We start from the raw sequence: 14,735 nt of genomic DNA, 5'->3' as shown, positions 1-14,735 counted from the left end.
TATGCCACATGTATTGGTTGCCGGAAAAATTCATGAAGCCGGGTTGGATATTCTGCGTAAAGCACCGGGCATCACCCTGACGCTGGTGCCGCAAGTCAGTGTCGAAAGTTATGCACCTCACCTGCCACAGGCTGATGCGTTATTGATCCGTACTCAGCCTCTGACAGCGAAAGAGATTGCGCTGGCCAGTCAGCTGAAAATGGTTTCACGTCATGGTGTGGGTTATGACTCGGTTGATGTTAACGCGCTGACGGAGCGCAACATCCCGTTGGCGATTGTGGGTGACGTGAACTCCCTTTCCGTTGCGGAGCATACTTTGTCAATGCTGCTGGCGGTGGCAAAGCGGATCTGTTACTTCGACCGCAGCATTCGCGAAGGGCAGTGGAATCGTCGCAACAGCTTTTCCGCCGTGGAAATCGCGCATCGTACTCTGTTTATTCTGGGTTTTGGCCGCATTGGCCGTGAGGTGGCGCGGCTGGCAAAGAGCTTCCGCATGGAAGTAACGGCTTACGATCCTTATCTTTCCGACGAGGTGTTTGCTGAGCATGGTGTGAGGCGGGTGACTGAGGTCCATGCCGGGCTAAAAACCGCCGATGCCGTGACGGTGCACCTCCCGCTCAGCGGTGACAAACCGTTAATCGGGCGTGAGGAGCTGGCGATGATGAAAAGTGGCGCGATGCTGATTAACACCGCACGCGGCGGCATTGTCGATGAAGATGCGCTGGCGGATGCCTTGCAGCGTGAGCATCTGGCGGGTGCGGGGCTGGATGTTCTCAAAGAAGAACCCGCCAGCCTGAGTTCTGCGCTGTTGCAGCAAAGCGATCGGCTGATTCTCAGCCCCCATTCGGCGGGGTTAACCGAAGAAGCGGCGATGCGGATGTCGGTATCCGCCGCCACCAATATTGTGAATTACTTCAACGGGCAACTGGATAACCATCTGGTTGTAAATCAGCAGGTTCTGGCGTTACAGGACCTGATGAGTCAGTTGCCCTGATAACCCTAACTTCCCTCTCTCTGGAGAAATTCATGATCAGAATCGCGATCCTGGGTGCCGGTCGCATTGGCCAGGTCCATGCAGCGAATGTGGCCCGACATCAAGACGCAACACTTGCCGTGATTGCCGATCCCTTTATCGCCAATGCCCAGGCGCTGGCGGCAACGTGGGGCGGTGCGGCGATTTCCGACCCGCTGGCAGCGATTGCGGACCCGGACATTGACGCGGTGGTGATTGGCACACCGACTCACACCCATGTGGAGCTGATGCTGGCGGCCGCCAAAGCGGGTAAGGCGGTGCTGTGCGAAAAACCGGTCGATCTGGATATCAGCAAAGCACTGGCAGCAGATAAGGCGCTGGGTGAACGGCGCAATAAGGTGATGCTCGGCTTCAACCGGCGTTTTGACCCGGGATTCAGTGAAATCAGGCAGCGGATGCAGCAGGGGGAGATTGGTGACCTGCACCAGGTGATTATCACCAGTCGCGACCCAGGGCTGGCACCGATGGGTTACCTCGAAACCTCGGGTGGCATCTTCCGCGATATGGTGATCCATGACTTTGACCTGGCGCGCTGGATGCTGGGGGAAGAACCGACCGAAGTTTTTGCTGTCGGCAGCCGCCTGTTTGAACCGTCGCTGGAGAAACTGGGTGACTACGACACTGTGATGGTGCAGATGCGTACGGCCTCTGGCAAACAATGTCAGATCAACTGTAGCCGCCAGGCGGTTTATGGCTACGACCAGCGCATGGAGGTGTTTGGTTCCGCGGGCATGTTGCTGAATGACAACCTGCGTGAAACCACGGTGCGTCGCTACAGCGCAGACGAAACCGAAACGCGTGGCCCGCTGCTTAACTTTTTTATGCAGCGCTATACCGACGCCTATCGGCTGGAGATGGCCGCCTTTATCGCGTCAATCAAAGAAGGCTCGCCGCTGCCGACCTCGGTGTTTGATGGCTGTCAGGCACTGAAGTTGGCTGACGCGGCGCAGCTTTCCGCCGATACCCACGCTGTTGTCACGCTGAATTAAAAGGAGAGAACCATGCGCAAACTCGGAGTTGGTCTGATCGGGACCGGATTTATGGGCAAATCCCACGCCATGGCGTGGCGGGCTGCGGCGTCATTTTCCGGCGAGGTGCAGCCGGTGCTGGTAAGCGTGGCGGATATTGACGGGGCAGCGGCAGAGAAGGCGGCGCAGCAATATGGTTTTCAGCGCTGGACTACTCACTGGCAGGATCTGATTGATGATCCTGAGATTGATGTGATTTCCATTACCTCGCCCAATCGCTTCCATGCGGAGCAGTCGCTGGCAGCGATTGCTGCCGGTAAGCATGTGCACTGCGAAAAGCCACTGGCACCAAATAGCGAGATTGCAGAACAGATGTATCGTGCGGCGGAAAAGGCCGGTGTGGTCACGCAGGTCGGTTTTAACTACATCAAAAACCCGTTGCTAAAACTGGCGAAAAACATGATTGCGGCGGGTGAACTGGGGGATATCACCGGTTTTCGCGGTATTCACGCGGAAGACTTTATGACCAGCCCGCAAGTCCCCTGGTCCTGGCGTCTCGACCCGACCGGAGGAGCGGGAGCCGTTGCGGATTTAGGCAGCCATATTCTCGGCATGGCGCGCTTCCTGCTGGGGCCGATTACCGGGTTATTCGCCGATCTGGATACGGTGGTGAAATCCCGCCCGGAACATGCTGGTTCAAGCGTGATGAAAGCGGTTGAAGTGGATGATATCGCGCGTCTGACGGTGAAGTTCGCCCGTGGCTGTGCCGGACAGATTGAAGCCAACTGGGTTGCATCCGGGCACAAAATGCAGCTGGGTTTTGAAGTGACCGGTACGCGCGGCTCGCTGATTTTCAATCAGGAACGCTTCAACGAACTGCAATTCTTCCAGTTCGGTGGCAACGAAGCGCAGAACGGCTTCAGAACGCTGGTGGCGGGACCTGAACATGCACCTTATGGTTTGTTCTGTCCGGCGGCAGGGCATCAAATCGGTTTTAACGATCTGAAAACCATTGAGATGCTGGAGTTTATTCAGTCAATCAGTCAGGGCAATGCCATTGGCCCGGATTTTAAAGAGGCTTTTGAGATTCAGAAACTGGTAGACGCAGCGGTGGCGTCTTCACGCGAGCGCAGCTGGATTTCAATATAAGTCACGTAGAGGTGAGAAGGCAGGACGCTCAGGCGAGGCAGGATGCCTCATTTATTCTAATCAGGAGAACAGTTTTATTTCCTGAATATCTGGCCATTATGTGTATCTGATAAAAAATCAGTGTTCTTCTTTTTTATTTATATTTTTATGGGAGATGTGCTGAGAAATTTGCAGTAGAAGTAAACCCTACGTAATAGCAGTAAATAATAAAATCATCGCGTCAGTGAATAGCTGATATTAACGACTATTGTGGAAGGCTATCATGAAGAAAATCATCTTACTCTGTCTGACTCTACTCACTCTCAGCCCTTCTGTGTTTGCTTTACAGGTCGGCGTCAGTATCGCGCAAATGGACGATGTATTTCTCTCGCGGCTGAGAGGTTACATTATTGAGCACGCGAAAGAATATCCGGATATGAAATTACAATTCGAAGATGCGCAGGGTGCCGTCGATAAACAGCTCAGTCAGGTACAAAGTTTTATTAGTGCCAAAGTCGACGTGATTATTGTCAACCCGGTCGATACTCAGGGTACCAAAAATATGACGGATGCTGCCCGGGCAGCAAAAGTTCCTCTGATTTATCTCAACAGGATGCCAGCGGATTCAAAAATGGGTGATGGCATTAGTTATATAGGCAGTGACGAAATTGAAGCCGGTCGTCTGCAAATGGGCTACCTTGCCGAGATGGTTAAAGATCGTAAAAGCGTCAATGTAGCCATTATGAAAGGGCTGCTGAGTAATGATGCAACCCGCTTCCGCACCCAGGGCGCGAAAGAAGTCATTGCCAAACATCCCAACATGCATGTGGTGATGGAAGACACCGCCAAATGGATGCGCGAAGACGGCATGAACCTGATGAACAACTGGATTCTCACCGGCCAAAAGATCGACATCCTCTCAGCGAATGCCGATGAAATGGCCATCGGCGCGGCAATGGCGATTAAAAGCAATGGCCTGAACATCGGCAAAGACATTCTGGTGGGCGGTACCGACGGCGGCCCGAATGGTTTGCAGGCGATCAAAACCGGCTTGCTGACAGTGACGGTGTTCCAGGACGCGAAGTCACAGGCTTATGGTGCCGTGGATATGGCAGAGAAAGCAGCCAAAGGCGAAACCCTTAAAGACATCAACTTTATCCCGTTCCAGCTGGTGACACCGCAGAACTACCAGAAATTTATGACCCATTAATCGTTGTTCCTTTCTGTGTCCTTCGCACCTGTGAAGCCGGCAGGTGCATTTTTTTCAATCAGGAGTCGTTATGAAAACAATTAAGGGTCCTGGCGTTTTTCTGGCGCAGTTTGCCGGAGACAGTACGCCTTTTAATACGCTGGCGGGGATGGCTGCATGGGCCGCAGAAAAAGGATTTAAAGGCGTCGAGATTCCGAGCTGGGACACCCGCCTGATTGACCTGCGCAAGGCGGCTGAAAGCCAGACCTATGTTGATGAGATACTGGGAGTATTAAGCGAACACGGCTTAACCCTGACGGATTTGGCCAGCCATCTCCAGGGGCAGCTGGTGGCACTGCATCCGGCATTCGATCTGCCTGCCGATAGCTTTGCGCCGCAAGCACTGCGCAACAATCCACAGGAACGGCAGCAATGGGCGACTGAGCAGCTGTATCTGGCTGCGAAAGCCTCACGCCGTTTTGGTCTAACCAAACACGTTACCTTCTCTGGCACCCTGTTGTGGCCTTACCTCTATCCCTATCCCCAGTGGCCGGAAGGGTTGATTGAAGAAGGCTTCAGTGAGCTGGCGCGCCGCTGGATGCCGATCCTTAATGCCTTCGATGAACAGGGCATTGACCTGTGCTACGAAATTCACCCGACGGAAGATCTGCATGATGGCCTGACATTTGAGCGTTTCCTGGAGAAAACCGGCAATCATACGCGTTGCAACATCATGTACGACCCGAGTCATCTGGTGTTGCAGGGGATCGATTACCTCACTTACATCGACCACTACCACGAACGTATCAAAGCCTTTCACGTTAAGGATGCGGAATTCCGCCCGAGTGGCAAAACCGGGGCCTACGGTGGTTACCAGCCGTGGACCAGCCGCGCCGGACGCTTCCGATCGCCGGGCGACGGTCAGACCGATTTTGCAGGCATCTTCTCAAAACTCACCGGCTATGACTTTGATGGCTGGGCGGTGCTTGAGTGGGAGTGCTGCTTCAAAAACCCGGAAGATGGCGCGCGGGAAGGGGCGAAGTTTATTGATGAACACATTATCCGCGTCACCGACAAGTCCTTTGATGACTTCTGCAAATCCTATGCAGATCAGTCCCTGAATAAAAAAATCCTCGGCATTTAAGGAGCCTCTTATGAGTAAATCATCCCTGCAAGGCCGACGCATTCGTCTCGGTATGATTGGCGGTGGCGAAGGTGCCTATATTGGTGGGATCCATCGCTTTGCCTCCCGGCTGGATAATGAGTATGAGCTGGTGGCTGGCGCATTTGATGTCAATGCCGAACGTGGGCATGCTTTTGCGGCGCAGCATCATATCGTGGCAGATCGCTCCTATGACAACTACACCTCAATGATTGCCGCCGAAAAAGTGCGTGAAGACGGGGTTGATGTGGTGGCGATCTGCACCCCCAATTTTACCCATTTCCCGATTGCACGCGCTTTTCTTGAGGCGGGTATTGATGTCATTTGTGAAAAACCACTGACGACCACGCTCGATGATGCCGAAGCTCTGGCGGAGGTGGTGCGCACCACCGGCGGTTTTCTCGGCGTCACCTATACCTACTCCGGCTATCCGATGATTATGGAAGCCCGCCAGCGTGTGGCTCAGGGGCTGATTGGCAATGTGCGCACCGTGCAGGTGGAATATCCGCTGGAGTGGATGGCGACCGGGGTCGAACTGAAAAATAACCAGCAGGCGGCGTGGCGTGTTGATCCAAAGAAAAATGGTCGTGGCGGTTCAATTGGGGATATCGGTACCCATGCCTACCATCTCGCCGGTTATGTTACCGGGCTGAAGGCGGAGAGTGTGATTGCTGACCTGGCCACCTTTGTCGGAGGACGTGCGCTGGATGATAACGCCCATGTGATGATTCGGTACGAGGGTGGCGCGCGCGGGTTGTTGTGGTCGTCTCAGGTGGCGATTGGTTGTTCTAACGCATTGCGTCTGCGTGTCTTCGGCGAAACCGGCAGCCTGATGTGGTATCAGGAACAGCCCAATGAGCTGGTCTACACGCCGCTGGAAGGTTATACGCAGATTATCAAACGCGGTCGGGAAGATCTGGATGATCTGACCAAAGCCCGTACCCGCACGCCGCCCGGGCACCCGGAAGGTTACATTGAAGCTTTTACCAATCTCTACAGCGGGTTTGCTTCTGCTTTGCGCGCGCGCGATCAGCAGCAGGAGATTGAGGGTATCGGCGCCGCTGTGCCACAAATCTATGACGGGCTGAAAGGTGTGGCGTTTGTCGATGCCGTGGTCGATAGCCACGAACAAGGTACCGTTTGGGTGAAGCCCAAATATCGCTAAGCATCAGCAACTGACTGAAAACGGAGACTCCCCGATGCATACTTTACCTGTTCAGCATGGTGATCCTGATTCTGCTAAAAGGATTGAAGGGCGCTTCAGACAGTTGGCAAAGCATCAGGGAGTCAACGCGAATCAGCTAAAGCTGAATCTGATGGAGCACTATCTCAATCAATGGCGCTGTAAGCTCGCTCTGACAGCGATTAACGTCTGCGTTCTTGACGATGCCTTCCGGCGTAAAATGCGCAAACCTATCCCTGTCTATCTTAGTGTTTCCGGGCTGACGCTCATCACCAGTCATCAGGGCATCGCGGTTAGATTGCCCTGTTATGTCAGTCCCTATGAGCATTGCCGCATCATCTCGCTGGAAAAATACCGTGGTTGTCCTGATGCGAATGGTATGAATTTTAATGCAATGCTGTTACCGCAATCTTTGTTCGCGGAAGGGCTGGCGTGGGAAGGTTATGTGCAGATTTTTGACCCGATTTATCATCAGGAGATGCAGCGCAATCGCTTAATTGAAAGCGTGAAAGCTGACCTTTATCATCAGGTGCAACAGGGGCTGGAGCGCTATCAACGTGAACTGGAGCAATAAATAAGGCTGTTCCGGGGAACAGCCTTAGGTCTCACATCAGCGTAGTGATGAATTAATCCTTTTTATCCGGCAGGGCATAGGCAATCACATAATCACCCCGGTTGGCATTGGTGCCGGTGCGGGTTGCCCCTCCGGCGACCACTACGATGTACTGTTTGCCATCTTTACCCATATAGGTCATCGGCGCACCCTGACCACCGACGGGCAGACGTCCACGCCACAGCTCATGACCCGTGTTATTGTCAAACGCGCGGACATAGTAATCCAGAGAACCGTGGAAGAATGTCAGGCCTCCTTTAGTTACCAGCGGGCCACCCATGGTTGGCATACCCAACGGGATATTCACTCCTGGCGTGATGCCATGCACAGGCGCGTCCTGAATACTGCCTACCGGCACCTGCCAGCGGGTTTTTCCCGTGGTGAGGTCGATAGCTGTCATGCTACCAAATGGCGGTTTGAAACAAGGCACACCCAGCGGTGACATAAACATTGAGCGTTGCACACCCCAGGGCGTACCTAATTGCTCGGAGTATTCCCCTTCGGTACTGGCCTTCAGTCCTTTACGTTCAGCCTCTTCACGTTTAATGAACTGGCCCCATTGCGCCATGCGGATATCGTTAACAATCAACGTGCCGGTAGACATATCCAGTGCGCCGCCACCCCAGTTAAACCCGCCGTAATAGCCTGGATAAATCAGGGTACGCTGTTTATCGGACAACGGGGTAAACGGACCTTCCCAGCGCATTTGTTTGAACTGGATACGGCAATAAAGCTGGTCAAAAATCGATGCGCCCCACATATCGCTCTCTTTCAGCGGCGTAGCACCGACAGAGATGGCTGAGAAGGGTTGTGTGTCAGCAACTTTCATACCCGGCATGGCATCGGTCGCGACCTTGCGGTATTCAACTGGAACCACGGGTTTACCGGTGCGACGATCAAGAACGAAGACTTCGCCACGCTTGGTTAACTGAATAACCACCGGCGTAACCTGGCCATCTTTACCAGGTAGATCGTACAGAATCGGCTGGGAAGAAACGTCATAGTCGAACTGGTCAGCGTTGGCGGTGCGGAAGTGCCAGCGCTCTTTACCGGTTTTCATCTCAACCGCAACGATGGAGTCATTATATTCTTCAGAATAGCCATGGCGGTTGCCGTTCCAGAAGTCAGGCGTCTGGTTACCTGTCGGGAAGTAGGCGAGACCCAGTTTCGGATCGTAGGAGGCAGTACCCCAGAAGTTAGGTGACTCTTCGGCGTAAACTTCGCCATCTGGCAGCGGCGAGCTGTCTTTTGCGCCACGTGCCGGATCCCATGCCCATAACAGCTTGCCGCTACGAACATCATAGCCACGTACTACGCCAGAAGGCTCACCGGTTTCGAGGTTGTCATTCAGATGACCACCGACCATGATGATGCCATCAGCAACCAGCGGTGCAGAGGTCGGGAAGAAGTCTCCCGGCGCTCTCGGGCCAAGGCCTTTCAGCAGGTCGACGAAACCGTGGTCACCAAAATCGTCACACAGCTTACCGGTTTCAGCATCGACGGTAAAAATGCGCGCATCAATGGTGGTGCCGACGATGCGCTTGCGGCAGGCTACTGTTGCCACAGGCAGGCTGTGATCGTCAGCATTTATCGGCAATGTCGTCAGATCCGCATAACCAATACCACGACAGCGTTTCCAGGTGGCATTGGCACCGCCAATTTTAACCTGCGGGTCATAACGCCACTTTTCTTTACCGGTTTCAGGATCAATAGCGATGATCTTATTGAAAGGGGTACACATATACATTGTTTCACCCACCTTCAACGGTGTGGTCTGGTATTCAGCACCATCGATCGCCAGATCCCCGGTGCGATAAGTCCAGGCAACTTTCAGGTCTTTGACGTTGGTGGTGTTGATTTGCTGGAACTGAGCAAAACGCTGCCCCAGGGTGTTTCTTCCCCAGGCGCTCCAGTCGTTGCCACTGTTATCTTCTGCGGTTTTATCGATCACGGTAGGTGGCGGGGTGCCTGCTTCGACTTCGACCTCCGGATGTACCCGGAACATATTGGCAAACATCGTGATCAGCGCGACGAAAATGCTGAGCGACACCACGTAAGACACATATTTATTCAGGGCCGGTGAGCCACTGTTGTTCTTCAACAGCGGTGAGAACAGCGTTGCGAGTAAAGCAATAATCAGGAATGCAATGGTGCGCGGGACTAATTGCCAGAAATCGCTGCCGACTTCGGAGAAGGCCCAAATCAGGCTGACAATAAGCAGCGCCCAGGAGAGATAGACGGCCCAGGCTTTCGCGCGGAAAAAACCTAACCCTGAACCTGCCATGGCAATTCCTGCCGGAAGATAGAACCACGAACCACCCAGACTAATCAGATAAGCCCCACCTGCGGCTAAAGCCAGGCCGAGCAGGATCAGACCGATCCCCACCAGCCGGATTAAAATGCTAATACTACTCTTCATGTTTAAAAATACCCTTGCGTTTAAAATACACATCCTTAATAAGGATGTGATGAGAATTATGGTTAATGTTTATATTGCTCCCTGCTATATTTTAAAGACGCAGCGGCGCGCTCCTGTTGTCAAAGGCAACGGAGTTTCTGCGAAATAAATAAAATTGATTGTTGCCTTGCTAAGGTTGGATATCAGAGATGTAATTTATACATGGCTTTAACCCTGATCTTAAAGGCAGCAAACAAGGTTGTTCGCTGACTACAACTTAAGTCATCGTTTTCGTCTTAATAAAAATTTATTAAATTAAGTAACACGGCAAGACAATATCATGTACATTTAGGTAACAAAAGAACTTAAAGACCTCAAAAAAACCTCAAAATGAAGTTTACCATCAAACAAATTGCTGCTCAGGCGGGTGTGAGCAAAGCGACCGTCGATCGTGCACTTCACCAGCGTGGCGCAGTCCATGCGCAAACAGACCGCCGTATAAAACAGGCAATTAGAGATCTGGAAGTGCAGGAACGCACCAGTCTGGCGGCAGGCAGAACCATCCCTTTTGATGTCATTCTGCATACACCTGAACGCTTTAGCCGTCTGGTATGTGATGCACTGATTGATGAAATGAGTCGCTTCGCGCCGTTTCAATTAAAGTTACGCTTTCATTGTTTTGAAACCATCAGTACCAATGAAATGAAAAAACTGATGCTGCGCTGTGCGAATGACAGTTATGGCATCATATTAAAAGCAGAAAATAATAAGGTCATTTCCCGTACTATTGAGGAATTACAAAAACATCGTGTGCCTGTTGTTACCATGGTAACCGATGTACCGGAAAGTAAACGTCTCTGCTACGTAGGTATGGATAATATTTCCGCAGGTAAGACTGCGGCTTATTTAATGTCCCAGTGGGTAAAACAGGAAGCTTTTGATGTCGGTGTTGTATTAAGCAGCCAGAATTTCCTGGGAGAAGAAGAACGGGTTAATGGTTTTTGTCAGGGGCTGAAAGCGATGGCGCCGGAAATTAACCCGATACGCATCAGTGAAGGCTATGGCGTTGATGAGCCAACTTTTGCGGTGGTGTCTCAGGCGCTCGCTGAACATCCTCATCTGCGCGCTGTTTATTGCGTAGGAGGGGGTAACGCCGCCATATTACGCGCTTTTCAGAGCGCGAATCGTCCGATTGAAATCTACATTGGTCATGATGTGGATGAGGAAAACCGGGAATTGCTGTTGCAGGGTCAGCTTCATGCGGTCATCCAGCATGATCTCAGGCAGGATGCCCGACTGGTGTTCCAGACATTATTGATTTTTCATGGTTTCCTGCCAGCCAGCGAGCAAAATTTTGCCTTCTCAAAAGTCAATGTGGTCACGCCGTGGAATGTGTAGCCTGACCCGCGACAAAATCTCTTTGTGATGCATCTCGCAATTGGGCCGAAAAATCCTGATAAGTAGAAAAGTAATCGATTACATTTTGCAAACTGACTTTTGTAATCGATTACTTTATGAGGCTACCATGGTTTCATCAATCGCAGGTTCTGTTGCAGGCGCAACACAGCACAGGGCATTAGTTCCTCGCCTCGCGCTGATGATGTTTCTTCAGTTTTTCATCTGGGGTACCTGGTCCGTGACGCTCGGGCTGGTGATGACCCAGCACAATATGGCGGCGTTAATCGGTGATGCGTTCTCTGCACAACCCGTTGCCTCCATCCTGTCACCCTTCGTGCTCGGGATGCTGGTTGACCGCTTCTTTGCGTCGCAGAAAGTGATGGCGGTACTGAATCTGCTGGGGGCGGTCATCCTGTGGTTTGTGCCGCAGGCGCTGGAAAACCAGAGCGGGGGACAACTGATCTCATTGTTGTTCGTGTATACGCTGTGTTTTATGCCGACCCTGGCGGTGGCTAATAACATCGCCTTCCATAACCTGGCGAACAGTGAGAAAAGTTTTCCCGTGGTGCGCGTATTCGGCACCATTGGCTGGATTGTGGCGGGTATCTGCATCGGGGTAACGGGCATTGCGGCCAGCGCGGCCATTTTTAATCTGGCGGCGATTTGTTCACTGTTACTGGCGCTGTATAGCCTGACGTTGCCGCATACACCGGCTCCGGCGAAAGGCCAGCCGCTGGCCTTGCGCGACCTGTTGTGTGCCGACGCTTTTGCCTTGCTCAAAAAAAGCCACTTCCTGATCTTTGCCATCTGCGCCACGCTGATATCGGTTCCTCTCGGGACCTACTATGCCTACACTGCGTCCTTCCTGGCGGATCTTGGCATCAGCAATGTCAGTACGGCGATGTCGTTCGGTCAGATGTCAGAAATCTTCTTCATGCTGGTTATCCCGCTGCTGTTCCGCCGCCTCGGTGTCAAAGTCATGCTGCTGGTGGGGATGTTCGCCTGGTTTGTGCGTTATGCCTTGTTTGCCTTCGGCGTCAATGAAGAACTGCGCTGGGTGCTGTACCTCGGCATCCTGCTGCATGGTGTGTGTTACGACTTCTTCTTCGTGATTGGCTTTATCTACACCGACCGTGTGGCTGGCGACAAAGTGAAAGGCCAGGCGCAGAGCCTGATCGTGATGTTCACTTATGGCGTCGGCATGTTACTGGGCTCGCAGATCTCCGGTGCGTTGTATAACCGCCTGATCAATCAGGGCAGTGGTGACGTGGTGGCGAATTGGCCAACATTCTGGTGGATCCCGGCGATTGCCGCCGCGGTGATTGCCATCATTTTCCTGCTTTCCTTCCACTATAAAGATGCTGAAGTGGCTAAATAACCTGAGAGGTGATGATGAAAACATTAAAAGGGCCTGGCGTATTCCTTTCCCAGTTTATAAGAGACCAGCCACCTTTTAACTCCCTGCAGGGTCTGGCGGAATGGGCCGCCAGCCTGGGTTTCAGGGCAGTGCAGATTCCCTGTAACCACCCGGCAATCTTTGATTTAGCCACAGCCGCAGAAAGCCAGGTTTATTGTGATGAGGTGAAGGGTATCCTGGCGCAGCATGGTTTGGTGATTAGCGAGCTGTCAACGCATCTTGAAGGGCAGTTAGTTGCGGTGCATCCGGCGTATCAGCAGGCATTCAGTGATTTTGGTCCGGTGGAACTGCGTCAAAACGATAGCGCACGCCAGCAATGGGCGATGGCTCAGGTTAAACGCGCCGCCGTCGCGTCAGCGAAGCTGGGATTACATGCGCATGCTACCTTCTCGGGTTCGCTGGCATGGCCCTATTTTTATCCGTGGCCTCCCAGGAAAGCTGCGTTGATTGACGAGGCTTTTACGGAACTGGCGCGTCGCTGGCAGCCGATCCTCAATGTGTTTGACGAACAGGGCGTAGACCTGTGCTACGAATTGCATCCCTCCGAAGATTTACATGATGGCGTCAGCTTCGAACGTTTCCTCGATGCGGTGAACAATCATCCGCGCTGCCATATCCTTTATGATCCCAGCCATATGCTGCTGCAACATATGGATTATCTTGGCTTTATCGATATTTATCATCAACATATTCGTGCCTTCCACGTTAAGGACGCCGAGTTTACTCCCTCAGCCCGAAGTGGTGTCTATGGTGGTTATCAACCGTGGCTGGAAAGAGCCGGACGGTTCCGTTCACCGGGTGACGGGCAAATCAATTTTGCCGGGATTTTCAGCAAACTGGCGCAATACGATTATGCAGGCTGGGCGGTGCTGGAATGGGAGTGTTGCCTGAAAGATAGCGAAACCGGTGCCAGAGAAGGGGCTGAGTTTATTAAACGTAACATCATCCCGGTGGCGGACCGCGCCTTTGATGATTTTGCTGAGACTGCCTCGGATCGGGCAGAAATTAAAGCCATGCTGGGAATGGCGGGAGATGCCACACATGATTAAAGCCGCCATTATCGGGGCCGGTTTTATTGGGCCCGCGCACCTGGAAGCCATCCGTCGGCTTGGCGATGTGGACGTTGTGGCGATTTGTGATGCTTCTCTGGAAGAGGCACAGAAAAAAGCACAGCAACTGAACATCCCTTTTGCCTATGCCGATGTGGCTAAATTGTTGGAACACCCGGGATTGCAGGTAGTTCATAACTGCACCCCGAACCATCTGCATGCCAGCATTAACCGCCAGGTAATGCTGGCCGGGAAACATATCTTTTCTGAAAAACCACTGTGTATGACCAGCGTTGAAGCGCGGGAGCTGCTCGCTCTGGCAAACGAGAAAGGCGTGATCAATGGCGTCAGCTTCGTTTACCGACAGTTCGCCATGGTACAACAAGCGGCCAGTTTAGTCCGCTCTGGCAGCACCGGACGGGTGTTTGCCACCCATGGCAGCTATCTCCAGGACTGGATGGTGCAGCAGACAGATTTTAACTGGCGCACCGATGCTAAAATTGGCGGAATTTCCCGCGCGGTAGCCGACATCGGCTCACACTGGTGTGATACGGTGCAGTTTGTGACCGGGCAGCTGATTACGGAAGTGATGGCCGACTTCGCCATCGTCTGGCCGGTTCGTCATGCTCCACGGCAGCAGCAGGCGACTTTTGGCGCAAGCGGAACGGCGGAGTACGATGAAAAGCCGATTGATACCGAAGACTATGCCAATGTGCTGTTGCGTTTTGCCGATGGCAGCCGTGGCAGTCTGACGGTATCGCAGGTGAGTGCCGGTCGTAAAAACCGCTTGTATTTTGAACTGAACGGCAGTGATCACTCGGTGGCCTGGGATCAGGAAGTGCCACAACAGTTGTGGCTGGGATACCGGGCCAAACCCAACGCGATGTTGAGTGACGACCCGTCGCTGATGAGCCGTGATGTGGCTGCCAGTGCCCACTTCCCGGGCGGGCATATTGAAGGCTGGCCGGATGCGTTCAGAAATATGCTCAGTCGATTTTATGGCGCGGTGCGCAATGGATCGTCCGGGGGAGACAGCTATGCCACTTTCCGCGAAGGGGCACAGATCATGCTGGTGATTGAAGCCATGATTCAAAGCCATCGCGAACAACGTTGGGTGAAAGTCGCGCCGCTATAAATCAGGCATGATTGAGCCGGCCAGTTGTATGATATCCTGCGATTAATTGTGTTTTAACGAAT

General features: G+C 52.8%; 12 protein-coding genes. 11 read left to right on the top strand and 1 reads right to left on the bottom strand.

What is annotated here, in order from left to right:
- Window position 1 precedes the first annotated feature (1 nt).
- From PW844_RS17560 to PW844_RS17530, 7 genes are all read left to right on the top strand, one after another.
- Window positions 2-994, top strand: coding sequence for a hydroxyacid dehydrogenase (locus tag PW844_RS17560; RefSeq protein ID WP_299454485.1), 993 nt, complete (start codon window positions 2-4; stop codon window positions 992-994).
- A 32-nt stretch (window positions 995-1,026) separates the two neighbouring features.
- Window positions 1,027-2,022, top strand: a complete 996-nt coding sequence (gene iolG / locus PW844_RS17555) for an inositol 2-dehydrogenase (RefSeq protein ID WP_299454483.1) — start codon at window positions 1,027-1,029, stop codon at window positions 2,020-2,022.
- A 12-nt stretch (window positions 2,023-2,034) separates the two neighbouring features.
- Window positions 2,035-3,150 carry a Gfo/Idh/MocA family oxidoreductase gene (locus PW844_RS17550; protein WP_299454480.1) on the top strand — a complete coding sequence of 372 codons (1,116 nt, stop codon included), beginning with the start codon at window positions 2,035-2,037 and terminating at the stop codon, window positions 3,148-3,150.
- Between the two features lie 262 nt (window positions 3,151-3,412).
- Window positions 3,413-4,339, top strand: coding sequence for a substrate-binding domain-containing protein (locus PW844_RS17545; protein WP_299454477.1), 927 nt, complete (start codon window positions 3,413-3,415; stop codon window positions 4,337-4,339).
- Between the two features lie 70 nt (window positions 4,340-4,409).
- Window positions 4,410-5,462 carry a sugar phosphate isomerase/epimerase gene (locus PW844_RS17540; RefSeq protein ID WP_299454475.1) on the top strand — a complete coding sequence of 351 codons (1,053 nt, stop codon included), beginning with the start codon at window positions 4,410-4,412 and terminating at the stop codon, window positions 5,460-5,462.
- Between the two features lie 10 nt (window positions 5,463-5,472).
- Window positions 5,473-6,645 (top strand): Gfo/Idh/MocA family oxidoreductase, encoded by a 1,173-nt coding sequence (locus PW844_RS17535; RefSeq protein WP_299454472.1) that lies wholly within the window; start codon window positions 5,473-5,475, stop codon window positions 6,643-6,645.
- Window positions 6,646-6,679: 34 nt separating this feature from the next.
- Window positions 6,680-7,237 (top strand): hypothetical protein, encoded by a 558-nt coding sequence (locus PW844_RS17530; RefSeq protein WP_299454469.1) that lies wholly within the window; start codon window positions 6,680-6,682, stop codon window positions 7,235-7,237.
- 52 nt (window positions 7,238-7,289) lie between these two features.
- Here PW844_RS17530 and PW844_RS17525 read toward each other — a convergent pair whose 3' ends face one another.
- Window positions 7,290-9,695: a membrane-bound PQQ-dependent dehydrogenase, glucose/quinate/shikimate family gene (locus PW844_RS17525; RefSeq protein WP_299454467.1), complete on the bottom strand. Its 2,406-nt coding sequence runs from the start codon at window positions 9,693-9,695 to the stop codon at window positions 7,290-7,292.
- Window positions 9,696-10,064: 369 nt separating this feature from the next.
- Here PW844_RS17525 and PW844_RS17520 point away from each other — a divergent pair, with 369 nt between their 5' ends.
- The 4 genes from PW844_RS17520 (at window position 10,065) to PW844_RS17505 (ending at window position 14,673) form a co-directional block, all read left to right on the top strand.
- Window positions 10,065-11,072 carry a LacI family DNA-binding transcriptional regulator gene (locus PW844_RS17520; RefSeq protein WP_299454465.1) on the top strand — a complete coding sequence of 336 codons (1,008 nt, stop codon included), beginning with the start codon at window positions 10,065-10,067 and terminating at the stop codon, window positions 11,070-11,072.
- A gap of 127 nt (window positions 11,073-11,199) precedes the next feature.
- Entirely contained in the window at window positions 11,200-12,450 is a 1,251-nt protein-coding gene (locus PW844_RS17515; protein WP_299454462.1) for an MFS transporter, read from the top strand.
- Window positions 12,451-12,464: 14 nt separating this feature from the next.
- Window positions 12,465-13,538 (top strand): sugar phosphate isomerase/epimerase, encoded by a 1,074-nt coding sequence (locus PW844_RS17510; protein WP_299454619.1) that lies wholly within the window; start codon window positions 12,465-12,467, stop codon window positions 13,536-13,538.
- A complete protein-coding gene (locus PW844_RS17505) occupies window positions 13,531-14,673 on the top strand; it encodes a Gfo/Idh/MocA family oxidoreductase (RefSeq protein WP_299454459.1) in 1,143 nt (380 codons plus the stop codon). Before PW844_RS17510 ends, PW844_RS17505 begins: the two co-directional genes overlap by 8 nt.
- Window positions 14,674-14,735: the final 62 nt, after the last annotated feature.

Source organism: Pantoea sp., assembly GCF_028283705.1.
Lineage (GTDB): Bacteria > Pseudomonadota > Gammaproteobacteria > Enterobacterales > Enterobacteriaceae > Pantoea.
This window is presented reverse-complemented; position numbering and strand designations above follow the sequence as displayed.

Coding starts and splice junctions, on each gene's coding strand:
- PW844_RS17550 (WP_299454480.1), top strand. CDS start 2,035: ATGCGCAAACTCGGAGTTGGTCTGATCGGGACCGGATTTATGGGCAAA.
- PW844_RS17505 (WP_299454459.1), top strand. CDS start 13,531: ATGATTAAAGCCGCCATTATCGGGGCCGGTTTTATTGGGCCCGCGCAC.
- PW844_RS17530 (WP_299454469.1), top strand. CDS start 6,680: ATGCATACTTTACCTGTTCAGCATGGTGATCCTGATTCTGCTAAAAGG.
- PW844_RS17525 (WP_299454467.1), bottom strand. CDS start 9,695: ATGAAGAGTAGTATTAGCATTTTAATCCGGCTGGTGGGGATCGGTCTG.
- PW844_RS17540 (WP_299454475.1), top strand. CDS start 4,410: ATGAAAACAATTAAGGGTCCTGGCGTTTTTCTGGCGCAGTTTGCCGGA.
- iolG (WP_299454483.1), top strand. CDS start 1,027: ATGATCAGAATCGCGATCCTGGGTGCCGGTCGCATTGGCCAGGTCCAT.
- PW844_RS17535 (WP_299454472.1), top strand. CDS start 5,473: ATGAGTAAATCATCCCTGCAAGGCCGACGCATTCGTCTCGGTATGATT.
- PW844_RS17520 (WP_299454465.1), top strand. CDS start 10,065: ATGAAGTTTACCATCAAACAAATTGCTGCTCAGGCGGGTGTGAGCAAA.
- PW844_RS17560 (WP_299454485.1), top strand. CDS start 2: ATGCCACATGTATTGGTTGCCGGAAAAATTCATGAAGCCGGGTTGGAT.
- PW844_RS17510 (WP_299454619.1), top strand. CDS start 12,465: ATGAAAACATTAAAAGGGCCTGGCGTATTCCTTTCCCAGTTTATAAGA.
- PW844_RS17515 (WP_299454462.1), top strand. CDS start 11,200: ATGGTTTCATCAATCGCAGGTTCTGTTGCAGGCGCAACACAGCACAGG.
- PW844_RS17545 (WP_299454477.1), top strand. CDS start 3,413: ATGAAGAAAATCATCTTACTCTGTCTGACTCTACTCACTCTCAGCCCT.